This window comes from Nesterenkonia maliinae (genome assembly GCF_051262655.1).
Lineage (GTDB): Bacteria > Actinomycetota > Actinomycetes > Actinomycetales > Micrococcaceae > Nesterenkonia.
The window spans coordinates 42,233-64,029 of the sequence record NZ_JBIMEY010000007.1; the positions used below are offsets into that span (position 1 = coordinate 42,233).

Annotated in this window: 20 protein-coding genes and 2 pseudogenes; 12 read left to right on the forward strand and 10 right to left on the reverse strand. The window is 60.9% G+C overall.

Annotated features, from left to right (window positions below; translation table 11 throughout):
• Positions 1-496: 496 nt before the first annotated feature.
• From ACHAA4_RS12115 to ACHAA4_RS12125, 3 genes and pseudogenes are all read right to left on the reverse strand, one after another.
• Positions 497-1,279 carry an alpha/beta fold hydrolase gene (locus ACHAA4_RS12115; RefSeq protein ID WP_435774438.1) on the reverse strand — a complete coding sequence of 261 codons (783 nt, stop codon included), beginning with the start codon at positions 1,277-1,279 and terminating at the stop codon, positions 497-499.
• Positions 1,280-2,025: 746 nt separating this feature from the next.
• Positions 2,026-3,204, reverse strand: a complete 1,179-nt coding sequence (locus ACHAA4_RS12120) for a M14 family zinc carboxypeptidase (RefSeq protein ID WP_435774439.1) — start codon at positions 3,202-3,204, stop codon at positions 2,026-2,028.
• Positions 3,205-3,508: 304 nt separating this feature from the next.
• A pseudogene (locus ACHAA4_RS12125) lies at positions 3,509-3,771 on the reverse strand (leucine zipper domain-containing protein); the annotation flags it as partial.
• Positions 3,772-4,328: 557 nt separating this feature from the next.
• Between ACHAA4_RS12125 and ACHAA4_RS12130 the strand changes: the two are divergent.
• The 7 genes and pseudogenes from ACHAA4_RS12130 to ACHAA4_RS12160 all read left to right on the forward strand — a co-directional run bounded on the left by ACHAA4_RS12130 (position 4,329) and on the right by ACHAA4_RS12160 (position 9,553).
• Positions 4,329-4,637: a LapA family protein gene (locus ACHAA4_RS12130; RefSeq protein WP_435774440.1), complete on the forward strand. Its 309-nt coding sequence runs from the start codon at positions 4,329-4,331 to the stop codon at positions 4,635-4,637.
• Between the two features lie 117 nt (positions 4,638-4,754).
• Positions 4,755-5,087, forward strand: coding sequence for a carboxymuconolactone decarboxylase family protein (locus tag ACHAA4_RS12135; protein WP_435774441.1), 333 nt, complete (start codon positions 4,755-4,757; stop codon positions 5,085-5,087).
• Between the two features lie 413 nt (positions 5,088-5,500).
• Positions 5,501-5,709 (forward strand): annotated as a pseudogene (locus ACHAA4_RS12140) (hypothetical protein); the annotation flags it as partial.
• A 214-nt stretch (positions 5,710-5,923) separates the two neighbouring features.
• Positions 5,924-7,108 (forward strand): MFS transporter, encoded by a 1,185-nt coding sequence (locus ACHAA4_RS12145; RefSeq protein WP_435774442.1) that lies wholly within the window; start codon positions 5,924-5,926, stop codon positions 7,106-7,108.
• Positions 7,109-7,468: 360 nt separating this feature from the next.
• Positions 7,469-7,720 carry a hypothetical protein gene (locus ACHAA4_RS12150; protein WP_435774443.1) on the forward strand — a complete coding sequence of 84 codons (252 nt, stop codon included), beginning with the start codon at positions 7,469-7,471 and terminating at the stop codon, positions 7,718-7,720.
• Positions 7,721-8,798: 1,078 nt separating this feature from the next.
• Entirely contained in the window at positions 8,799-9,314 is a 516-nt protein-coding gene (locus ACHAA4_RS12155; RefSeq protein WP_435774444.1) for an RNA polymerase sigma factor, read from the forward strand.
• A gap of 5 nt (positions 9,315-9,319) precedes the next feature.
• Positions 9,320-9,553, forward strand: a complete 234-nt coding sequence (locus tag ACHAA4_RS12160; protein WP_435774445.1) for a hypothetical protein — start codon at positions 9,320-9,322, stop codon at positions 9,551-9,553.
• Positions 9,554-9,738: 185 nt separating this feature from the next.
• On the opposite strand, the gene ACHAA4_RS12165 is transcribed toward ACHAA4_RS12160, so the two are convergent.
• Positions 9,739-10,179: a CBS domain-containing protein gene (locus ACHAA4_RS12165; protein WP_435774446.1), complete on the reverse strand. Its 441-nt coding sequence runs from the start codon at positions 10,177-10,179 to the stop codon at positions 9,739-9,741.
• Positions 10,180-10,604: 425 nt separating this feature from the next.
• On the opposite strand from ACHAA4_RS12165, the gene ACHAA4_RS12170 reads away from it, so the two are divergent.
• Entirely contained in the window at positions 10,605-11,180 is a 576-nt protein-coding gene (locus ACHAA4_RS12170) for a recombinase family protein (protein ID WP_435774447.1), read from the forward strand.
• 39 nt (positions 11,181-11,219) lie between these two features.
• Here ACHAA4_RS12170 and ACHAA4_RS12175 read toward each other — a convergent pair whose 3' ends face one another.
• The 3 genes from ACHAA4_RS12175 to ACHAA4_RS12185 form a co-directional block, all read right to left on the reverse strand.
• Positions 11,220-12,971 (reverse strand): ATP-binding protein, encoded by a 1,752-nt coding sequence (locus ACHAA4_RS12175; RefSeq protein WP_435774448.1) that lies wholly within the window; start codon positions 12,969-12,971, stop codon positions 11,220-11,222.
• Positions 12,968-14,005, reverse strand: coding sequence for an SIR2 family protein (locus tag ACHAA4_RS12180; protein WP_435774449.1), 1,038 nt, complete (start codon positions 14,003-14,005; stop codon positions 12,968-12,970). Before ACHAA4_RS12180 ends, ACHAA4_RS12175 begins: the two co-directional genes overlap by 4 nt.
• 296 nt (positions 14,006-14,301) lie before the next feature.
• Positions 14,302-15,213 carry a helix-turn-helix transcriptional regulator gene (locus ACHAA4_RS12185; protein WP_435774450.1) on the reverse strand — a complete coding sequence of 304 codons (912 nt, stop codon included), beginning with the start codon at positions 15,211-15,213 and terminating at the stop codon, positions 14,302-14,304.
• 148 nt (positions 15,214-15,361) lie between these two features.
• Between ACHAA4_RS12185 and ACHAA4_RS12190 the strand changes: the two genes are divergently transcribed.
• The 4 genes from ACHAA4_RS12190 to ACHAA4_RS12205 all read left to right on the forward strand — a co-directional run bounded on the left by ACHAA4_RS12190 (position 15,362) and on the right by ACHAA4_RS12205 (position 18,588).
• A complete protein-coding gene (locus ACHAA4_RS12190) occupies positions 15,362-16,204 on the forward strand; it encodes an SDR family oxidoreductase (RefSeq protein WP_435774451.1) in 843 nt (280 codons plus the stop codon).
• Between the two features lie 21 nt (positions 16,205-16,225).
• Positions 16,226-16,987, forward strand: a complete 762-nt coding sequence (locus tag ACHAA4_RS12195; protein WP_435774452.1) for an SDR family oxidoreductase — start codon at positions 16,226-16,228, stop codon at positions 16,985-16,987.
• Positions 16,988-17,109: 122 nt separating this feature from the next.
• Entirely contained in the window at positions 17,110-18,165 is a 1,056-nt protein-coding gene (locus ACHAA4_RS12200) for an aldo/keto reductase (protein ID WP_435774453.1), read from the forward strand.
• Positions 18,166-18,204: 39 nt separating this feature from the next.
• On the forward strand, positions 18,205-18,588 hold the full coding sequence (locus ACHAA4_RS12205) for a DUF2255 family protein (RefSeq protein ID WP_435774454.1): 384 nt from the start codon (positions 18,205-18,207) through the stop codon (positions 18,586-18,588).
• Positions 18,589-18,970: 382 nt separating this feature from the next.
• Here ACHAA4_RS12205 and ACHAA4_RS12210 read toward each other — a convergent pair whose 3' ends face one another.
• Genes ACHAA4_RS12210 through ACHAA4_RS12220 form a run of 3 tightly spaced genes read right to left on the reverse strand, consistent with a single transcriptional unit; the run spans position 18,971 to position 21,655 of the window.
• On the reverse strand, positions 18,971-19,603 hold the full coding sequence (locus ACHAA4_RS12210) for an NAD(P)H-dependent oxidoreductase (protein WP_435774455.1): 633 nt from the start codon (positions 19,601-19,603) through the stop codon (positions 18,971-18,973).
• The gene (locus ACHAA4_RS12215) at positions 19,600-20,403 is read right to left on the reverse strand and encodes a helix-turn-helix domain-containing protein (protein ID WP_435774456.1); all 804 of its coding nucleotides are present in this window, start codon (positions 20,401-20,403) and stop codon (positions 19,600-19,602) included. Before ACHAA4_RS12215 ends, ACHAA4_RS12210 begins: the two co-directional genes overlap by 4 nt.
• Entirely contained in the window at positions 20,396-21,655 is a 1,260-nt protein-coding gene (locus tag ACHAA4_RS12220) for an MFS transporter (RefSeq protein WP_435774457.1), read from the reverse strand. The genes ACHAA4_RS12215 and ACHAA4_RS12220 overlap by 8 nt, the downstream gene beginning before the upstream one ends.
• Positions 21,656-21,797: the final 142 nt, after the last annotated feature.

A 21,797-nucleotide genomic window follows, 5' to 3' on the forward strand; every position in this document is an offset into this window, starting at 1 on the left:
TGGCGGGGTCATGTTCCACGAGGTGATAAGCAACCATGCTCCAAAGCCTCCATGAGCTGTGCCATGTCCTTCGCGACAGCGCGCTTGGAGTGAGCACTGTGATCCTTTGTGGGCTCCGACTCGATCGAGCCGCCGTACTCTCGCAGATCTGGACAGACGACGGTGAACCCGGCATCGACGAGCTGCAGTGCCGCCCGGTGCTAGGTTGCTCCGGTGGGTGGGTGGCCGTGTAGTAGGACCACAGCAGGGCCAGCGCCGGCGTAGCCGACGTTCAGTTGAGCGTCTTCGACCGTGATTGTCTCGGTGGTGAGTCCTTCAAACACCGTCTGAGCCTATCGACGCGCTAGCTACGAAACCCGGAGTCCATTCACGATGGGTGGCATCTAGCCCGTGATGTTGCACCGCATCCAGAGATGGTGCCTCTCTGTTGCGACGATCGGTTGAATACGGCTAGGGATACCCGCTTCGATATGGACGCCGGGGGTGCGAGCATGCGTCAGTGAGTACCGGTCAGGATGAGCTCCGCCGCCTCGTGCGGTGCGTCCCATTGCGGGAAGTGTCCGCACCGGGGGAACCAGTGCAGGGTCGCATCGGGGAACGCCGCAACGGCCCGATGGGCCTGCCGGGGAACGGTGACGAGGTCGCGGCGTCCCCACCCGATGGTGACGCGACCGGGGACCGTCCCGAGCGGAGCGCCCTGCTGCTTGGGCCCCTTCGTGAGCGCGTCCATCGCGGCATCCGTGCCTGGAGCATCGGCCAACCCGAGCAGGTCGGGCAGCACAGTCTGCTGCGTCAGCGACCACGGGTGGGCCGAGAACTGCGCGAGCAGCGCGGTCCGACTGATGCGATTGCCCAACAGCGTCGGCAGGACACTGCGCAAAGCGCGGACCAGGGCGATCGAGGGCCGAAGTGTATAGCCGAAGACCGCCAGCTCGCGCTCGCTCCAGAAGCCCCCAGGGTCCAGCGCGACGGTGTCACCACCGACCCCGCGTCTGGCGAGCTCGAGCACGATCCGTCCACCCATCGACTGTCCGGCAGTGGCAACGCCCTCCAGGCCCTGCTCGTCGATGAATTCTGAGACAGAATCGGTGAGCGTGGCGATCGATACTTCGCCAGGCAGCGGCGGCGTCTGGCCGAATCCGGGGAGGTCTACCGCGATGACCTCCCGGTGCGCGGCCAACGCATCGATGATCGGATCCCAGGATTGCAGACCCGCTCCGAGGCCGTGCACCAGCAGCAGTGGGTTTCCATGGCCTCGTCGGACGTGGTGAAGACTCATCAGCTCAGTGTACGGCGGGGTTTGGCGTCGAACCGTCCCAGCGACCGATCGGCCTACGAGGGCTAGTCGTGCCAGGTCGCCATTAGCGTCACCTGCGACGGATGACTGCCAAGTGTCGTGGTTCTGGAGGCGGAGAAGTGAGACCTGCGGTTGCGGGGAGAGCCGGGACTACTTTCGTGCAGCGGACCTTCTGGTCAGTTTTCGCCGCCTCGTTATCCATTGGTTTTATGAGAATGCCCGGCAGTTGGGATTGAGGTTCATTCCAGGTCTCCAAAGCGTCAGGGCGCCTGCCTGCCTTTGTGCTCTATAGATTCTTTATATCTGGAGTAGTTCACGGGGGCCTCACGTACAGCCCCAGGTTGGGTTTTCTGCGGGCTCACCAACAAGGGCCAGACCTTTGTGTACTGACATCGCGCTGCGCGTCTCGTCTGTGGCTGGTGGCGACTGATCCGATCTAAAGGGTCGAGGCAGAAGTTAGCCGCCCATGACCTGGTGCGGGAGGGGGGCGGTGAGATGCATTGACGCATGGCAATGGCTCTGGGTTCCGACGCGTCCAGATTTCCCGAGCCGTTGCCCCTGAGTTGAGCTGAGTGCGCGCTCAGCTCGCACGAACCAGGGTGGTGCCTCCCGGTAAGTTGTACCGGAAGTGCAGCGAAGACCTTAAAGGCCTAGTGCCAGAGATAATCCTTGTCCCACGTGGGGGCCCTCACCGGGCAGCAAGAGGGCCCCCACGTGTTGAGTTCTTCCTACTGAACCGGAACAATCCCGGCGTAGTCCGTCTGATACCCGGTCGTTGGCTGGTGTGGGATCTCATCCCACCGCTCCGGATCCTCCTGTTGGATCTCGCCCGTCGCCATTCCGATCAGAAGTTCCTCCAGTGCCAGCACATTCTGCCGGACCGACTTGCCGCGGGCTTTCTGGCCCAGGCTCCCGTCCGAGGTGTTCCCGCTCGTCTCAAGGAAGACGACCGGGTTGCTGTGACCTTCAGGATTCAATCCCTGATAGTCCAGGCCCAGCATCATCGCCGAGACCACGCCACCCTTGATATCGATTTCCAGGCCGTTGCCCACCTGATAGCGATCGATATTGATGGAGCCGTACTTCGAGAGTTCGTCGAAGACATGGACCATCATCTGCCGGGTCAGAACGTCGTAGGCGCCATCTGCTAGTCCCGGCAGAGTAGGTCCACCCGGGGCTAGGGAAATACCGAGGGACAACGTCACGTCATCGCCTGTCTCCCATTGCTGCTTCAAGCCCTGGTGGTGGATGTCCACGCCGAAGTCAGGCTTCACCATGGTCCAGTATTCGTAGAACGCCAGGGACTCCTTGGCCGCGAACCCTGCTTCGGTCCAATCGCGGTTGAGGTCGATGCGTTGTTCCCGTCCGTTCTCACCGGGCTCGGGAGAGCCGGTCAGGTCATCCCAGAGGATCGTCTGACGGATGTTCTCCTCTGACCCGTCCGGGTTGTACATCGGGATGATGTGGAAGGTGTACTTTTCGCGCAGCAGGTTGTAATCCGGTGAGCCATTGCTGCCCAAGTCTTTCAGTAAAGTCAGGAGTGACTCCGTGCCGTAGGGTTCGTTGCCGTGGATGCGTCCCTGAAGCCAGACGTCCTCCGGGCCTGTCCCGACGGTGGCGACATAGAGATCCCGGCCCTGTTCGGAGGTGTTCACTGACGTGCCGGCCTCAGCGAGGGTGAACACGTCGACGTTGAAGCGGGATGTCTGCTCAAGCTTCTGCAGCTCTTTCTGTACGTCTGCGTAGGTCAAGATGCTGGAAATGTTGGTCTGCCCGTTGGGCGAGGGGAAATTAGCGCTTGCCATGGCGGGGGCGACGCCGGCTGGTGCAGCGAGCATGAGTGACGCGGCCGTCACGACGGCCGCGAGGCGGCGACGGTTACTACGTGCGGGCTTAGTGGACTGCATGTATCTCCTAGGGGTCTTCCAGTGGGTGCCACCGCCCTCTGCGGGCTGGCCGCAACCCCGACCGTCGTTGCCCGGGGCAACCATCACTATATATGTGATTCACGTCACCGTAAAATATCCGGTGCTTGGGTTTGAGATGGTTGATCGTGCTCGCTAGGTCTGGGCTCGAGATCCATGAGGACATATGTGGCAGCGTGCCCCAGGGTTCATCAAGCCAAAGGTCATTAGAGGCGGGTATCACCGTAGGAGTCGGCGCAGAGTGGGTGTCTCGGCAAACTTAGATTTGCGAGACAGCGACCGCCGTCCGTCGGGCGAACCAGCTGAGTTGCCGGCGCAGGTTCTCGATGTGGACGATGACCTCTGCTGGGGTCTGGTCGGGACTGCTCCTCGGGCGTGAGGGCTGGTCGATCAGACCCTGCTCGCCGGCGGCGAGGTAGCGGGTGACCCAGGTGCCGTGAGATTCGGAGCTGAAGCGGAGGCGTGGGCTTTGGGGCTCCCGTCGGCAAGGTGGCGGGTCGCCATCCGGAGTCGACCCGCGGGGGTCAGGGGCGCGTTAGCGTGGATCATAGGCGGGCTCTTTTCCTGGGGAGGGGTTGTGTAGGAACTTCCATCCTTTGGCGGGGAACCCGTTCCTCATCTCATCGACGCGCCCGTGGCAAGAACCGCATGCCTACAACAGCTAGCGAGGAGTACGGCCGGTCCTGAACTGTTCCCGGCCTTCGAGAGATGCGTCAGAATGACGTGGGTGTGGCGTGCCGGTGGGGTTTCGTCCCGGCCGGACCAGGTTCTCATCAAGGCCTCCGACCCGGCGCCGTGGGGCACCGCAGCCGAGTTCCAAACCTCTTGAAGAAGCTGGCCCTGGCAGAGTCAGGGAGACTATTCATGATGCTGGCGGTCCGATCCAGACGCTTATCACTCGCGGCCAGTATCAGGCCACGCCGGGCTACGATGAGTGGTGGAATACCCTCGTGACCCTAGAGAGGACCGTCATGGACCAGAGATCGGATTCATTCAACCCCGCGCAGAGTCCCGACACCGGTGCGACACGCGACCCTACTGAACAGCTACGGCCCGGTCAGGAGGTGACCGAGTCGACCCGTCCGGAAAGGGATCCCGGGCGGTCAGTGAACACCGACCCCAAGCTCGATGAGCATCAGAAGCAGGGCGTTACGGGAGGCACGTGGATTGCGCTGATCCTCGGAGCACTGATCCTGGTCATGCTGCTGATCTTCATGCTGCAGAACAATGTCCCGGCGGACTTCGCCTACTTGGGTTGGACCTTTCAGCTGCCGTTGGGCGTCGCGATATTGTTTGCGGCGATTGCCGGTGTGCTGGTCATGGCGCTCTTCGGCTCGGTGCGGCTCTTCAAGCTCGGACACCGGGTGCGCAGGCTCGAGAAGGAACGCGAGGCCATCAAGCGCACCATCAACTGAGCGCGGGCTCTCTGGGTGCGCCCCAGCACGAGATGCGAACGCAGCAACCATGCGCAGGTATTCAGACCACCACCGGTCTTGTACCTGTCCATCACACTGATCAGAAAGGTCCAACCCATGACGACCCACTATCACTCCCCGAACGACCTGGAGCGGCTGGGCGAGTTCAAAGAACTGGCCGGACCCGAGTTCGGGGCCTACGCGAAGTTTGACGGGACGATCGGCCGACAGGATGGGGCGATCGACCCACTGAACCGTGAGCTCATCGCCGTCGGCGTCGCGATCTCCTCCCAGTGCCCGTACTGCATCCAGGTGCACGTGACCCAGGCGAAGACGGCCGGAGCCACCAAGGCCCAGATCGCCGAGGCCACTATGATCGCCGCCGCCCTGGGTGCCGGTGCGGCGGTCACCCACGGGACCATGGCCTTCCGCATCTTCGACGAGGCCTGAGACCCACACAAGGGGACATCGATGCCGGCCCGGCCAGTCGCCCCACGGATTCCGGCGTTCAGCCATCCGAGGTCCCGCACCCAGTCTGCAATCAGGAGCGATCGTTAATGTTTGAGGCACCTCATGAAGGTGCAAGTGATGACAGAAGGCCCCAGCCCCCTCAGCTGGGGCCTTCGCCCTGTCAGCTTCACCTCGGCGGCGCCACCGGACGCGCCCCACGCACGTAGGCCTTCAGTTCGGCCCGCAACTCGAGGCCGGGCAAGGTCAAGCGAAATCGCGACGGACTTCGCAGTGAAGCCCTGCTGGAACAGTTCCACAGCCGAAACGGCGGCGGAGGAATTCAAAGTGCTACCTGAGTACATCTGACTACTCCCTGAAGAAGGATCCCTAGATTAGGTGTCCAACTTTCGGGGACCACTTCTCTCTTAAGGCAGTATTTCGCGAAAGGCTCAGACGTGAGTGTCTACAGCGAGGCGGACCTTGATTGGGTGGCTCAAGAACTCAATGATCGACCGCGGAAAGACTAGGGTTTCAGAAGTTGATCGAACTGGTCGAAGACCTCCTGTTGCAATTAACGCCAGAATCCACCCCACTGCTCTGGCTCGTTTGGTTGCACCGTTAACCTTTCTGGTCACCCGGCCCTCAGCATTTCATTCGCGGGGCCCACACGGGAGATGCCGGTTGGTGTGCAGCTGGTCGGTCCCCGAGACTGTGACTCTGCGCTGCTGGCTGGTGCATAGACGGTCGAAACCCTTATCGGCAGCCCATACGACAAGATTGAGTAGCGCTGGTGGCCGGTGTATGCCGCACCGTCTACAGTTCACTGAGGTGGTGGTATGCAGATGAGGGATGGAACAGTACGTGCAGCGTTTATTGCGCTGACGGTGGCTGTCTCATCGGGTGTCGCCACGTTCTTCACCCTCTATTCACTTATTCCGGCAGCCAGGGCCGAGAGCCCCGAAGCGGGCAGCCTGTACGTGGGGGTCCTCATGACCTGCGTCATCGCTGTTCAGGTGGGGACTCCTGCCTTGGTGCGACGCTTTTCCCTTCGCAGTGTTGTTCTTGGCTCGCTGCTTGTGCTGGGGGTTGGAGCGTTGGCGACTGGCATCTTCGGCGCAGGTCCACTCCACGGTGCCGAACTCATTGGTCTGCTGGCCGGTGGGGTGGTGTCCGGTGTTGGTTTCGGAGTGCTTATTGTTGCCGGCTCCCAAGGGGTGGGGCTGCTGGTGCCCGGCCTGGGACTAGGTCAGGCATTGGGCATGTATGGACTGGTCACCATGCTCGCCACCGCGTTGGGATCTCCCGCGGGCGTACAGCTGGCACTGTCCACCTCGCCGGCAGTGTTAGGCGCGGTGGCAGCAGGGCTGTGCGTCCTCGGTGCGGTGTTTGGCGCACGGATTCCACGCAGCACCGGCAAGCACCTGGGAGTCGGGCGCAGCACGAAGACTGCGAAAGACCTGCCCGTAATCACCACTCCAGGGGCATTACGGCTGCTGGCTCTGACCTTGGTCTTCCTCCTGCTTGCCGTTCTCTTTCTTGCACATGGAATCACTAGCCTCCCGGCGTATGCGCGGGGCGCGGTAGAGCCTGCACTGACCATCCTGCTGGTCCAGATAGGAGCCGCAGCTGGCAGGTGGCTTGGCGGAGCGGCAGAGGTGTGGTTGACGCGGGTAGGCGCTATCACCCTTGCCGGTGTTCTGGTGATTCTCGGCGCGAGTGGCGGCATGCTGGGCACCCACAGCCTCGTTCTAGGTGTGGCTGCGATCGTTATGGGCGCAGGAGTCGGCACGGCGCAGACTGTGGGTCTTCATATGGCGATGCGACGCATCGATGCAGGTCGAGCCTCAGTGGTGTGGAACCTGGCTGTAGATGGTGGTCTATGGCTGGGCGGAGTTCTCGCAGGTCTTGCTCTGGCCCAAGGAATACTTGATGCAGGGATCCTTGCCAGCGCGTGTCTGCTTGCAGGAGTCGGCGCTGCACTGGCAGTACAAGAACACAGACGTGAGCGGCCAAGTACCTGAGATCCTGCAGAGTCAGCGGCGGTCCCTAATCCCACGAGGCTACGATGTCCTCGCTCTACGGCACCCCGGCTTCTGTGCCGCCACATTCTGGAGCCGACAGTCACTGTCCCAGTTTCTTGGTTGTGGGACGTCCTCAACCTTCAGTTGTTTGACCACGCAACTATCGGCGCGTCTGCGTTCCATTAGTTGTGCCCACTAAAGTATTCCGCCTCGTCCGTGCGGTTTCGACTATTGGTGCTCCTCGTCCTCGATGTGGAGCCCCGAACAGGTACTGGTCTTCACTGGACCCACAACTCGAGCTCCGCACGGCGGCGACTCCACCACCAAACCCTTTCGATTTAGGTCACGTAGGTTCGACACATGGAGTTCACCTTGTCGATCTGGATGCTCATGCCGCTAGCGATCACAGTTTCCGCTGTCTACAGTCTGATGAACCACGAGAAGGTCAACGAGAAGAACAAGCGTTTTGAGGAACGCATCCTGAATCCGAAGGTTATGCGTCCGACTCACCACGATCCAGATGGACGACTCCAGCGATTCGCTGCAGTTGGCATGATTGTGATCGCTGCGCTTCAGTTCGTGGCTATCGGCACGGGCTTGATCGAAACCTAGCCAGTTCGCCCCTTTGGGCCGGGCATGTGTCCACAAGCTCCAGTTGAGACACAAGGGCCCGCAGAGTAGGAGCTTCGGAACTGTGTCGTTAACCATTGGGTTTACGAGGCATGGCGCACGCGCCCTGTCGTGGGTCTGCTGACGGTTCGGTTGACTTCCGGACGTGCCCTACAGTTTGGTTGACACCATCCCTCGCTAGCCGATGGCCTTCTTGGAAGGCTGATCACCATGCCACGCCCCTATCCTCCAGAGTTCAGGGCCCGCGCCATCTCACTTGTGCGCGAGGGCCGACCGGTCAAGCAGACCATGACCGCCATCGCGCCAGCGGGCAGAGAGTCCATCACTGTCCTCTGTGTGCCGGCAATAGGCGCGGGTCGATGTGTATTAATGGACTGGGATCGACTGGGATCGACTGGGTTCAAACTACGGTCCGACAGGATCAACTCTGCGCGACACGCCTTAGCACAAGTAGCGACTTTAGTACCCATTTCGCCCGAGACGTGCCACTATTGGGCAACGTCGCGTCCACGCGCACCCGCTAGGCCAGTCCTCTGGGACACGGCTCCCGCCATGTCTACCTGGCATGCGCCCGTGGGACGCTGCGTCCCGACGTTGACGACTTGCGCCCGCCAACGTCGGGAACAGGTCACTACCCTCTTGCAAAGTTGAATAACACGATCGTCGCCAGTCAGCCTCCTTGCACGGAGTCAGGCTCTGGCGACGGGAAGGTCCGTTCCCATGCTCGATCACCCACTCATGGAAAATAGTTTGTGTGAGAACCCGCTCGTCACCGCGACCAGATCGCGCAGGCAGACCTTTGGGGGTGGGCTGTCCAGCTTGAGACGGTGGCCCGCTGAGCCGGTGGAACCTTCAGGAGTAGACGTGGCGGGCTCACCTGCCTCGGGGGGAAGCTTGACCTCGTCGTGCACCCGTTCGAGGTTGCACGCCTCTTCAACGGCCTGGGGCCCGATCGCTCGGCAAGGCCGCCGCTTCGGTACTCGACCAGAGCGTCATGCCGTCGAGTCGGCACATCAGAGAAACATCACCGGGTGTCCTGAGCTGCAGGGGGTCACCTTCGATGCACTCCAAGGATGATTCCCCCTTCGACGTTCGTAAGGCCTTCGCCGAGAACGGAGGAGCCCTCTACGCGTTCGCGCTCAACGCGCTGAGAGACCAGGCCGAGGCGCAGGACTGCGTGCAAGAGGTCTTCATCAGGGCCTGGCGGAGCCGAGAGCGATACGACAGCTCACGGGCATCGGTGAGGACATGGCTGTTTGCCATCACGAGGAACCTGGTGATCGATTCATTGCGGGCTCGTGCTCGACGTCCGACACCGTCGGATCCGGAGAGGATCGAGTGGGCGAGCGACCCGGTGACCGAGGACGTCCCCATTGTGGAGCGGCTGGCTCTCTATGAGTCCCTGGCGACGATGACCTACGAACACCGGGAGGTCATCGTCGCCGTGCATCTGGAGGGCGTGAGCTACCAGGAGCTTTCGGAACGGACGGGGGTTCCGGTCGCGACCTTGCGGACGCGGATGTACTACGGGTTGAGATCATTGCGGACAGCACTGGAAGGAAATGACGGACGATGACGGAAATGCGTTCACAGCGAGAAGAGCTCATCGCGGGGGCCCTGACGGGTGACCTTAGTGATGCTGAGTGGAAGCAGCTCAACCAGGCCCGGTCGGAAGACCCGTCGATTGACGCGGAGCTCGAAGAGCTTCGTGCCATGGCCGCGCGTCTGGATGAGGCGGAGGTGGCCTGGCGGGAAGGGCCCCCACCTGCAGGCCTCAAGGAGCGGGTACTCAGCGCAACCTTTGAAGCTGATTAACCGACTCCCTAGGTCTGATAGCTGCATATTCCATAGGAATGTCGTCCCAGTTCCTTGGTTGTGGGACGGTCCCCGTGACGACTCAATCGAATTGCCAACCAGCGGCGCCAGGACCGGGATCGCCAGGACGAGTCTGTATCGGCATCCTCCCGGGGTGATACTTAGCGGTGCAGAAAGACCACCGTTTATCGCTGCGACTCACACTCAATGGGCGGGAAACCTACGTGGTCAAAGAATTGATCGGTCTGAACCACCGGGGCGGCACACTGAATGTCTGCACTGCTGATCACCCCCGTCACCGTCGTCCCATCCCATACGGCTAAGTATTGGCTCTGGTGGATCGCCATGTCCGCCATGGCCTTCTCGATGGAGTCGTTCATCCCGATCGTGGGTGCATTCGTGTGCACCAGGTGCTTGGCCGTGAGGTTCTGAGCAAGGGCTTCGAGGGAGCGAACCGCTTGGACGATGTCGTGTTGGGCGACAACACCGTGAAACTTTCCCGCCGCATCGCACAGAGGCCAGAAGTCCACGCCAGCTTCTCGCATCGCGCGGTCTACTTCTTGCAAAGTCCAGTGTGCTTCGACACTCGAGGCCACGGGGCCCATGATCTCGCGAACGGTCGTCATCTCTGAGGTCCCCCAAGACTTGCGTCCAGCCTCGGAGCTCCAACACCTCACTGTTTAATCGAGGACGAGACAAAATCTGTCCCGTCCTGCGACTCAAATTGTGCAGATGGTGGTCTTCCAGAGGGAATAACTTGTTGAGTACTCCAGAAACTGGGCTGGCATTCAGACGAATCTCCGTCGCTCAGGAGATCGGAGGGCAGTAGTTGGCGCTGTTCACAGGAACTCAAGCTCCACGAGTCGGATGGGGCGATGATCGGATCGGGTGTGCCTCGAAAACCAGTAGCTTTATAAGACACTCGGCAGGGACTCTGCTGCGGACGTCCAGCTCCGCGTAAATCCAGCACTCGCTATGTCTCGTTAACTAGTCTCGACGCAATGCGTCTCAGAAGTACTCACCCCACACTTTTGTGAGGCATTCTTGTCTCATGAGGCTTTTGGGGTACACGCGGGTCAGCACGGCCAGTCAGGATTCACAGTTGCAGGTCGATGCTCTGCTGGGGGAGGGGGTGCAACGCCGAGATGTGTTCTTCGACGTCACCTCTGGATCGAAGACTGCGGTCTCTCGTCCGGGCATGAAGAGGCTGCTGGAGTATGCCGAGTTTGGGGACACTGTGGTGGTGTGGCGCGTCGACCGGCTCGGGCGGTCGCTGATCGACGTGCTGAACACGGTGAACCTTCTCCGGGATAGGGGAGTGGCGGTCAAGTCCATCAGCGACGGGATTGATCCTGCGACCTCGACGGGCCGACTGATGCTTAACATGCTGGCGACTCTCGCTGAGTATGAACGGGAGCTCATCACTGAGCGAGTCAACGCCGGTATCGCTGCTGCGAAACAGAGTGGCACACGCTTTGGCCGGCCGCCATCGGACCCTGTGGTGATCTCGGAGAAACTCCGCGTAGTTCAAGAAGCTCGAGCGCGGGGGCGAACCGCGGCCGAGGCTGCGAAGCTGGTGGGGTGGAGTAGGGCGACCTACTATCGCCACCTAGAAGCAGCTGCGTGAGAGGCCGGGCATTCGCCCACAGTTACGAACTCACGATCGCTATTGTGTGCCGGCGGAGAGGCGAGACTGACGTCTCATCGACTCGACCGCTGAGACCAGGTCCGCATCGTCTACTGCTCGATTGCTCCACTCCGACCAGAAGCTGAGGGTCGCACTACGTGGTTTGACCTTAGGCTGGTCGAGCTTGATTCGAGTTGGAAGCACCATCGCGTCGCCAATCAGAAGAGCTTCACCTACATCGAGTAAGGGCAATGCACCTGTCAGACTGGCTTGATTGTCTGGCATGAGGCGCCGGATGACCGCTTGGTCCTGGTCGTTTGTCAGACGCAGCACCATGAAGTTATTGCATTGGGAGAGAACTGTTCGGCTCAAGTCGGAAGGACGCTGACTCACGACTAGTAGCGAAATACCGTACTTCCGTCCTTCCTTGGCAATCCGCTCGAAAGACTCGAGGGCGCGTTGCTCCGCGGTATCTGAGACTTGATTTGGCAGATACAGGTGGGCCTCGTCGCAGACAAGTGTCACCGGGGTGCGACTTAGAGGATCCGTCCAGAAATGGATCTCGTACAACACCCGGGCTAAGACGGCGACGACGACGGGGAGCACTTCGGCTGGAACTTCGCTGAAGTCGATGACTTTGATTCCCGGTTTAGTACCGAGAAGGTCTTTCGCAAACTGGTGGAGCCACTCGTATTCGCTAGTGGTGCCGCCAGGAGCAAACATGAACGAGTATCGTCTGTCTTCCGTGCGGGCGCGCATCCGAGTGAGGAAACGGGTGAGAGTTCCGAAGAACGGCCCATTCTTCGGTCCGCGAGATCCTTCGACTCTTTGCTCGTCGTCGGCCTGTAGGCGCTCGAGGAGCTGTTCCAGCGAGTAGGGGACCGGGCTATCGACGGTGAACTGGGCGGCCACTCCGTCATTATCTCGGGCCTTGAGAGCTTCCAGTTTTAGTTCTCGCACGTGATGAGACAGCCGAGCTGCCTGATTGGGTGCATTCGATTCACTGCGGTCTAGGAGAAGGGATTGCATCTCCTCTTGGTTCAACAACCACCACGGAAGATGAAGGATCTCAGCTTCGTCGTTTTCCTGGATCGATGAGTTTGCGAGTTTAAAGCTGCGAGCGATGGGATCTTCCCCTTGGCTCAGCGGCCCATACTCGCCATGCATGTCGAACACGATTAGGTTGGGGCTCTCGAGTTGCTTGGCTTTTTCCAAAATTAAGGCGACTGCCCAGCTCTTACCAGCTCCAGTACTCCCAAGCAGTGCGGCGTGTCGTTGAAAGAGACGGTCGCCGTCGGCGACGGCTGTGGCTGTTTTGTCGGAGACAAAGTGACCGAGACTGAGCCGTTTCGTCTCTTCGACGTCTTTACTTAGAGCTCCCATGAGACGTTGCAAGTTTGTGCCAGCCACCACCCAACAGAGAGCATCGACGAGTGGGTAGCTGTCAGCACCACGTTTGAAAGTATTCCTCTTCGTACCTTCGACTTTTCGGTAGGTGCCTAGAAGGACTACGCGGAACAAATCGCGCTGGCGACTCTCAACAGGTTCGAAGTCGTCGCCTTCACCGGTCTCCTCTAGCCCAGCATCGTAGAGGTCGCGGGTGACTCGGTCCAATATGCCGATCAAATACTCAGTTGCCGTGGACCCCTGAAAAGCGACGAGGCTATTCACCCCAACCTTAGTGATCGTTTCGTGGTCTACCGCTTCCGCCCACACGCTGCCGGTGTCCACACGGAATGCCGCTCCAAGAGGGGTGCTCGTATCGAACTCGAGCGTTGTCTCGTCCGTCATGTCAGTACCTCGCTTATTAGGTTGTCTATTTGCCATAAGTTGCCAACAAGAGGAAGTGTTTCCCCTCCCTGATGGGCGATGGATTGACCGGGAGTGGCGGAGCTTTCGAGTCCGATGGCACGAGCGTTCCCTGCGAGGTACTCTTTGGCGCTGTCGGTCAGGCGGTGTGCGAGAACCAGTGCGGGAACTTCCTGAAAACGTGTCCTCAGATGTGTCTGCAGGTGAGGGTCGTTGAATCCGTAACCGAGCGTTAGGAAGGATTCGGCGCCGTTTATAGCGCTGTTAGCTCGCTCGCGCTGGTCGTCGAATGGCCGCTCGTAGCCTGCCCTGTATTTGCTGGATCCGGGGGTAATAATCCGCGCAGTGAGGTTCGTGGCGAATTCGGTTCGAATTACAGCACCTTGGAAGAGGCGCCAGTCCAAACTCCCGTGTGGTTTTGACAGGCGGATGTGAGGCAAGAGGGATTCTTCGTGACGAGTTCTCGTGCTGGACGGGGTTCGTTTGACATGGGTCAGCTCCTGCCGTGCCAATCTCTTGTCGAGCCTTCCTAAAGTTTGCCCGTAGAACATTGTGTCGACTCGAATTTCGTGAAGCGCAGCATCAAATTCGATGAGGCGGTCGTAGTTGGTCGTGATGACATCTGGGTGATCGTTCGTGATCAGAAGAATCCGCATCAGCGGTCCCAGGCTATTGACGAAGTTACCCGCTAGAAGATGCTCGATAGCTTCGGATTCTGCGCTTGCCACGCAAGTTCCGCACTCTCTAACGATAATATCGAGAAGCGAGTCGGGAACGTGTGGAATGTCCAGCGCCGTCTCAAGACCGTCGCCGTTTTCGAGCTGCTCGGCAATGGGCTCCCATGAAACCCATTCCTCTGCAGTGAGTTGATCCTGTTTGATGCAAGAAACCAGATGATTACCGAGCGCGGTCATCGACGGTAGCCCTCGCGCGCAAGAGGCGCCGGAGCCAATGAGCGTCACCATCCCTCGACAGAACATGCTTTGTATATCGCGGTAGATGGTTTCCAGATCCAATTCGGCCCCCTCGTAAGAGATCATATGAGGTCAGGGGCGAAGATTGCGACACCTGAGTCTGAATAATCCAGAAATCGAGCACGACGATATCTCTCGCTCTACAGCAGAGGATTCCGAGGTTGTTCGCAGATAGGGGACCTCACCGTGCTTTTACCCGTGCGGGGTATACGTGCACCCTCAGCCCAGTATCCGTGTGGAGTGGTTTTGGGGTGGGGGAGTGCCCGGTGAGCGACCGGCTTACGGGCCAGGAAAGAAAGTGCTAAAGCTTCGGCTGGACCGCCCCTTGTGGCTGCGGTTCACATGTCTTGAACGTGGGACTCCGAGGAAGTGCGCGGTACCTCTCTGGGCTCGGAGCTACTCCCGGTGTGGGTCCAGCTCGCGAGCAGTTGCAATCGGTCATGTGAGGCGGAGCCCGGCTCAGCAGAGAAGACAAGCATCTGAAGACCACGATCCGAGACCAGATCCATGCTCTGGAACGTCAGATCAAGAGCGCCGACCACGGGGTGGTGGATTTTTTTGGTCCCGGTGCGGTGTTCACGCACATCGTGGGCGCCCCACAGTTTCCTGAAAAGGTCACTACGGGTGGAGAGTTCCCCGACGAGATCGCTGAGCTGACGGTCATACGGAGAGCGCCCGGCTTCGGCGCGGAGCACCGCCACGATCTGGCGAGCGTTACCCTCCCAGTCCAAGTAAAAAGTTTGCGCTTTGGGGTTCAGGAACATGAACCGTGCGGCATTCACCGGAGGTCTTGAGTCATCGAACATCTCGGAGAAAAGTGCTTGACCAAGGTGGTTAGTCGCCACCGCGTCGAGCCTGCCGTTTTGCACGAACACCGGGACTGTGGACATCGCATCGATGGTCTGCTGCATCCCTGCTGTGAGCTGGGTCTTGCGCGCGGTCCGGCGACGTGAGGGATGGGCCCCGGCATTGGCGGTCCGGATCAGGTCATAGAGATGCGCATGTTCGGCCTCGTCGAGCTGCAACGCTCGAGAGACCCCGTCGATCACGGCTTCTGAGACGCCGGTGGCGTTGCCGCGCTCCAGTCGTTTGTAGTACTCCGCGCTCATCCCGGCCAGGAGCGCGACCTCCTCGCGGCGGAGCCCGGGGACACGACGACGACCGCCGTAGTCCGGCAGTCCTGCCTGGGCGAGGGAGAGCTTGGCCCGGCGCGAGGTGAGGAACTCATTGAGATCGTCGTGGGTGTCCATGGCGTTGACGATACGTCGGATTCGATCACGGTGAGGGGCCCTGCTGGGGCACCTGTAGATAGGGCCACGCTAGCCTCGCGATCACCCTGTTGACTAGAAGCAACAGCCGGCCGGACAGGTCGGAGGTGACTTCGAAAGAGGCAATACTATGAGCAACAACAACGTCTGGCTCGTCACCGGCGCAAGTCGTGGCTTGGGCATCGACATCGTCCAGTCCGCCCTGGCAGCAGGGCACTCGGTGGTCGCCACCGGACGCAGCGCAGCCAAGGTCTCCGCCGCCGTCGGTGAGCACGAGAACCTGCTCACCGTCGCACTCGACGTCACCGACCCTGCCGCCGCGGAATCAGCAGTGCAGGCGGCGGCGGAGCGGTTCGGGCGGATCGATGTATTGGTCAACAACGCCGGGAACTTCTACGCCGGCTACTTCGAGAACATCAGCCCTGAGCAGATGAGCGCCCAGATGGACACGAACTTCTTCGGTCCGCTCAACGTCACCCGTGCAGTGCTCCCGGTGATGCGCGAGCAGCGTTCCGGGCAGGTCATCACCATCACCTCCGCAGCAGGACTGATGGGGCAGGAATTTACTGCCGCCTACGCGGCCTCGAAGTTCGCTCTGGAGGGCTGGATGGAAGCCCTGCACTATGACCTGGCTCCCTTCGGGATCAGCACCATGGCCGTGGAACCCGGATTCTTCCGCACCGAGCTGTTAGTCGAGGGCTCCTCCACGATCTGGCCGGCGCTGGAGATCACGGACTACGCCGAACGCACCACCCAGACCATCGAAGCATGGAAGGGCATGAACGGACTCCAGGGTGGAGATCCGAAGAAGCTCGCGCAAGCACTGGTGACCCTCTCCGACTCAGGCCAGCTGCCGCTGCGGTTCCTCGCTGGGGAAGACGTCATGGCCGGTGTCGAGCAGAACCTCGCCACCATCCAGAGCCAGATCAATGCACACCGGGAACTCTCCGCTTCCCTCTCCTACGACTCCTGAAACGAAAGAGGAACACCACTAATGAACACTAAGCTCAACGGAACCACCGCGATCATCACCGGCGCAAGCAGCGGGATCGGCGAAGCCACCGCGATCGAACTTGTTGCCCATGGCGCGACCGTCGCGGTCGTGGCACGCCGTAAAGAACGGCTTGACGGGCTTGTCGCCAAGATCGAGGCCTCAGGCGGCACCGCCGTGGCCATCGAAGCCGACATCACCGACCGCGCCCAGGCTGAGAACGCCGTGCAGACCGTCGTCGACCGCTTCGGCCGCCTGGACATCTTGATCAACAACGCCGGACTCATGCTCCTGGGCCAGGTGATCGACACAGACGTGGAGGAGTGGGAACGGATGATCGCAGTCAATCAGAACGGACTGCTCTACATGACAAAGGCTGCCTTGCCGCACCTGCTCGAGGCGGGCAAGAACGAGCTGCGCGGTGTCGCAGACATCGTCAACATCTCATCCATCGCGGGCCGTCAGGCGTGGGCGAACTTCGGCCCCTACAGCATGACCAAGTTCGGCGTGAACGGCTTCACCGAGTCACTGCGCCAGGAGGTCACCCAGAAACAGGTCCGCGTCGGTGTCCTTGAACCAGGAGCCGTCGCCACTGAACTCGTCTCGCACAACACCGACGAAGTGATGGATGCCGTGAACGAAAGCAACGTCATCCCCGTTCCGCTGCAGCCGGAAGACATTGCCGAGAGCATCGCCTACATGGTGACCCGCACCCCGCGGTCATCGATCGCAGAGCTCTGGGCGATGCCCACTTCGCAGGTCTGATCCCGCGACAACAAGCACCAAGCCGGTGGCAGGGCATCGAGACCTCGGGCCTGCCACCGGCGCCGAGACCATTACGGCCACAGACGGCCACACATACCAACACCACTGAACGGAGAATCACCATGCAGTACCGCACTCTTCCCGGCGCCGGCATCAGCGTCTCGAACCTCGCCCTGGGCACGATGGGCTTCGGCACCGAAACCGACGACGATGCCGTATTCGCCATCCTTGACCGATTCGTGGAGGCCAACGGCAATCTGGTCGATACGGCCAACGTCTATGGGGCTGGTGCCTCTGAAGAGGTTCTTGGCCGGTGGTTCGCCAATCGTCCCGCCGACATCACCGAACGCGTGGTGCTTGCCACCAAGGCCCGTTTCGGCACTGGTCCCGATACCAACGAGAACGGCTCATCGCGGCGCAACCTCGACCGCGCCCTGACCGCCTCGCTGCGTCGTTTGGGTCGTGAGAAGGTGGATCTGTTCCAGCTCCACGGCTGGGATCCCCTGACTCCCATCGAAGAGACGCTGGGCTTCCTTGACCACGCGGTCCGCGCCGGGAAGATTAACTACATCGGCCTGTCGAACTTCACCGGATGGCAGATGCAACTCACGCTCTCGACCGCGAAGGCGATGGGCCTACAGGTCCCGGTGACGCTGCAGCCGCAGTACAACCTCGTCTCTCGCGAAATTGAGTTCGAGGTGGTGCCTGCCGCGCTGTATAACAACATCGGGCTACTGCCCTGGTCACCTCTGGCCTCGGGATTCCTCAGCGGAAAGTATGAGAAGAACACGAAGGCTGACGCCGATACTCGCGCCGGCAGTGGCAGCCCGATGTTTGAACACATCATCGGTGACCTGGCGGCGAAGGACCAGAACTGGGAGACCCTCGAGGTCGTGCGCAACATTGCCAAGGCCAATAACGTCACGTCCAGCCAGGTCGCGCTCAGCTGGGTCACCAACCGCCCCGGGGTTGCCGCCACCATCATCGGGGCGAAAACCGTCACCCAGCTTGAAGAGAACCTCGTCGCCGGGGATCTTGTGCTCAGCGCTGCTGAGACTGCTCGTCTGGACGAGGTCAGCGCACCGACGCCCAACGATTACCCCTATGGGCCGTTTGGTTCGAAGCAGCGCGACCGCTACGTCGGTTCCAGCGATCAGGTCATCGGCGAACTCTTCTAACCCCACACCCGAGAAAGCCCAATTGAGAGGAAGTACACCATGGCTGAATGGTCACCAAAGCAGCTCGCGACGATAGAAGCTAACGACAACCTCTTCGTCGCACCCTTCCGCGAGGACGGCACCACCTACGGCACCCCCACTCAGACCTGGGCGCTTGTCGTTGATGGGAAGGTCTATGTCCGCGCCGCCACCGGGCCCGAATCCCGGTGGTACCAGGCCGCGATCACCCAGAAGGCGGGCCGGGTCCGGGTCGGCGAAGACACCTGGGAGGTCACCTTCGAAGCCTCCGGAACCGAGCATGAGACACAGATCGATGCCGCCTACGAAGCGAAATACCCGGGCAGCTCGGCAGTGCCGATCATGCAAGGTGCCGCCCCGAAGGCAGCGGCCGTGCGAATCTCGCCTTTCATCAGCGAACGTTGAGCCGACCAGCACTGAGGCAGCACAAGGGTCTGAGCTGATCGACTTCGTATCTCCGGCACAGGCGTGGCAAGGGGAGAGGATTGAAAACCCTTTGTTCCGCTTCGATGGATGCCTGGTCTCAGTGCATAGAGCCGCAATCAGGGTTTCAGTCGATTCTGTGGATCTCGGCGGAGGCCCCGTGTGAAGGTGTGTCGAGTTCGTGAATGGATCGATATCAATGCCCGTAAGCCGGTCGGCTTGCGGGCATTGATCGTCCAGTTGGGGAGTTGGTGCACGCTGAGGGATCCTCCACCGTGCCGTTCTTCTCGATCTCCGGCGCTTGCCGCATGTTTGCTCCACGGAGCTCCCAGCTAGCGTGTCTCCCCGGGTCCTCGCCGATCACTCATTGCCGGGCGCCCGGTGTTGATGGCTGCTCGGTATGAGCAGATGATGGGCTGACGACCGCTGCGATTCTGGAGACTGCTGCGTGCATTGTTGTCGTCACGGACTCGGTGTCTGTGGACTCTGAGTCATGGACGAATGCTGTTTGACCGCGTCGCATGCCGCAGAAATCGAAGATCCCGGTCTCGACCTGAGCCGCGAAGGCCTGGGTGTATCCGTGTCTTTCGAAGGATCCGGCTGCCGTGCCCGCAGTCGCCAGCACATGGACTGTGAGGCGTCCCAGTTTCGGGACGAGGCGCCCAGTGTCGTCGAAGTCGAAGGCCCACCTTGCGATGAACACCCGATCAAACCACCCTTTCAACAGTGCAGGCATGGACCACCAATACACCGGGAACACCAGGACCAGGTCCGAGACGTGGTGCAATCGGTCCTGTTCGGCCACGACATCTGGATCCGGTGTGCCGCGGCCCAGATAGAGGTGGCGGTCATTGAGGGTGAACCGCGGGTCGAAACCTTCCTGTGCCAGGTGCCCGACCGCGGTGGCCTCGTGCCCCACGATGTCCTGGAGGAGAGTGGCCGCTTGGTGGGTGAGTGATTCGGTGTCTGGGTGGGCGGTGATGATGAGAGTGCTCACGGTTGTCCTTCTGCGTCGTGTTGCGCAAGTTGCTGGTCCTTCTCGGCTGGATTGTCGAGGTCGGCTCGGACTTTCTCGAGGACGGCCTGCTGGGCCGGGGTGAGGTAGTTCGTCGTGTGCTGTTGAAAAATTCGTTCTGGCGGCCCCGGCAAGTCGGGCAAGTCCTTAGTCAGCGCTGCAAGTTCAGCAATGACAGGCAGGAACAGCTCGGTCAGCTGATCGGCGAGATGCATGACCTCCTCTGAGGTGCTCTCGCCGTCAAGGCTCGCCCACGCCGTCATGGCCGCTGCCACGGAGGAGGCCCGGTCTGGGTGGCTGAGCAGCTCATAGATCGTTCTCAGGTAATCCTGTCCCGCCGGGCCGATGAGATGCATCAACAGAAGGGTGTGGTCCCGGTCAGTCGCTGCCGCACTCTCGGGCAGACCAGATTCTCGTAGCACCCTGTGGAACGGGGCGAGCTCCGGGGGAAGGTCGGGGAAGGCTCCGTATCGCCTGAGCTGGGCGAGCAGTTCACGTTGACGAGTCAGGTGCACGATCTGTGCCGCGTATTCAGTATCTAAGGCGTCGAACACCGTATCTGGCGGGGGATCGTTGCCATCGAGCATGGTCGCGATCTGCGGGAGGGAAAAGCCGAGTCCGACCAGGCGTCGGATCCGCAGGACTCTGACCAGCGCGTGAGTGTTGTAGTCGCGGTAGCCATTGTTGGACCGCTTTGGTTCCTGGAGGAGCCCGATCTGGTGGTAGTGCCGCAGTGTGCGCACGGTGATACCGGCACGGCTGGCGAGGTCGCTGCTACGCATCACGCATCACCTCCACTTCGTGGCTTTTCTCTTCAGCGGGGACGGGTTTGTCCAGGTTACGCATCGATCGGGCGCACAACGCCACGAGGAGCCCAAGAGACCACAGCGCGGCGAGCATCACCAGGGCAGTATGGAGACCCAAGAGCTCTGTCATGGCTCCGGCCAGGAAGATGCCCAAGGGCGAGGCTGCTGTGACGAACGTGTTCTGAGTGCCCAGGACTCGGCCGCGCTTGTCCTCTGGGATGCGCTCGATGGAGAGCACCCCGACCAGTGCTCCGAAGAGCCCGACCGAGAATCCCAGCACGAACGCGCCGAGGAACAACACCCACACCGATATGAGTGTCGCCAAGATGGCGAGGCCGATCATGCTGCCGAGGGCGCCTGTGACGAACCACCCGCGACGAGAACCTCGTGTTCCGGCCACCGCGTAGATCCCACCACCGACCAGCGACCCTGCCGCGATAGCGCTCATGACCAGACCCAGCAGCCCGGGGCGGTTGATCTCGGTGAAATACAGCGGCAGGATGATCCCCTGGAGTCCGCCGATGGCAATGACTGCGGAGGTGGTCAGAATCGTGGTGACCAGGACGAACTTGTTGTGAATCATCTCGGCCCACCCTTCTCGCAGTTGCCCCCAGACCCGACGCACCTGGGCCCCGCCGACCGTGGTCCTCTCTTCGATCGTTCCCACATGGTGGGGAATGAACATGGTCAGCAGTGCAGCGGCCAGTGAGGTACCGGCGGTGACCCATAGGGCGGTGGTGCCGTCCCAGCTGGTGAGCATGGACCCTGCAGCTGCCGGGCCGACGAGGATAGCGACCGCACCGAGTGCTTCGCGGGTGCCGGTGATGCGTTCAGCAGAGACCCCGCCGTGGCGGATGACGGCAGGCAGCAACGCTTCCCGTGCGGTGATCCCCGGGACATCTCCGATCGCGCCGATGATTCCGAAAAGGACGAACCAACCCACAGAGAGACCCGTGATCAGGTCAATCAGGGGCAGGGCTCCCATGGCGAGGGCGGAGATGAGGTCGGTCAGCACCGATGAGGTGCGTCGATTGATCCTGTCGATGACGACACCCATGAAGATGCCGGCCAGGACGGCTGGCACGATGGTGGCGGCTGCGACGGTTCCTGCTGCTAGGGCGCTGCCTGTTGTTTGTAGCACCAACAGGGGAAGCACGATGGCGGCGATGGAGTTCCCCAGCGCGGAGAGCGTGTAGGAAGCCAGGTATGTTGCGGGGAGAAGTCTCATGGGATGAGCTAAAACTATGACGCCGCGTCGGAGTCAACTGGAACAACCCCAAACCCCATCTACTCCGGATTCGCAACCGCCCGCTAGAATCCGCCGATGGTCTTACGGGCAGTGCTCCTTTAGGACGTGAGACCCCCATCTT

Excerpts from the sequence above, each read along its gene's own strand:
- ACHAA4_RS12115 (WP_435774438.1), bottom strand. The coding sequence starts at position 1,279 with ATGAGTCTTCACCACGTCCGACGAGGCCATGGAAACCCACTGCTGCTG.
- ACHAA4_RS12120 (WP_435774439.1), bottom strand. The coding sequence starts at position 3,204 with ATGCAGTCCACTAAGCCCGCACGTAGTAACCGTCGCCGCCTCGCGGCC.
- ACHAA4_RS12135 (WP_435774441.1), top strand. The coding sequence starts at position 4,755 with ATGACGACCCACTATCACTCCCCGAACGACCTGGAGCGGCTGGGCGAG.
- ACHAA4_RS12145 (WP_435774442.1), top strand. The coding sequence starts at position 5,924 with ATGCAGATGAGGGATGGAACAGTACGTGCAGCGTTTATTGCGCTGACG.
- ACHAA4_RS12150 (WP_435774443.1), top strand. The coding sequence starts at position 7,469 with ATGGAGTTCACCTTGTCGATCTGGATGCTCATGCCGCTAGCGATCACA.
- ACHAA4_RS12155 (WP_435774444.1), top strand. The coding sequence starts at position 8,799 with ATGCACTCCAAGGATGATTCCCCCTTCGACGTTCGTAAGGCCTTCGCC.
- ACHAA4_RS12160 (WP_435774445.1), top strand. The coding sequence starts at position 9,320 with ATGCGTTCACAGCGAGAAGAGCTCATCGCGGGGGCCCTGACGGGTGAC.
- ACHAA4_RS12165 (WP_435774446.1), bottom strand. The coding sequence starts at position 10,179 with ATGACGACCGTTCGCGAGATCATGGGCCCCGTGGCCTCGAGTGTCGAA.
- ACHAA4_RS12170 (WP_435774447.1), top strand. The coding sequence starts at position 10,605 with ATGAGGCTTTTGGGGTACACGCGGGTCAGCACGGCCAGTCAGGATTCA.
- ACHAA4_RS12175 (WP_435774448.1), bottom strand. The coding sequence starts at position 12,971 with ATGACGGACGAGACAACGCTCGAGTTCGATACGAGCACCCCTCTTGGA.
- ACHAA4_RS12185 (WP_435774450.1), bottom strand. The coding sequence starts at position 15,213 with ATGGACACCCACGACGATCTCAATGAGTTCCTCACCTCGCGCCGGGCC.
- ACHAA4_RS12190 (WP_435774451.1), top strand. The coding sequence starts at position 15,362 with ATGAGCAACAACAACGTCTGGCTCGTCACCGGCGCAAGTCGTGGCTTG.
- ACHAA4_RS12195 (WP_435774452.1), top strand. The coding sequence starts at position 16,226 with ATGAACACTAAGCTCAACGGAACCACCGCGATCATCACCGGCGCAAGC.
- ACHAA4_RS12200 (WP_435774453.1), top strand. The coding sequence starts at position 17,110 with ATGCAGTACCGCACTCTTCCCGGCGCCGGCATCAGCGTCTCGAACCTC.
- ACHAA4_RS12205 (WP_435774454.1), top strand. The coding sequence starts at position 18,205 with ATGGCTGAATGGTCACCAAAGCAGCTCGCGACGATAGAAGCTAACGAC.
- ACHAA4_RS12215 (WP_435774456.1), bottom strand. The coding sequence starts at position 20,403 with ATGCGTAGCAGCGACCTCGCCAGCCGTGCCGGTATCACCGTGCGCACA.
- ACHAA4_RS12220 (WP_435774457.1), bottom strand. The coding sequence starts at position 21,655 with ATGAGACTTCTCCCCGCAACATACCTGGCTTCCTACACGCTCTCCGCG.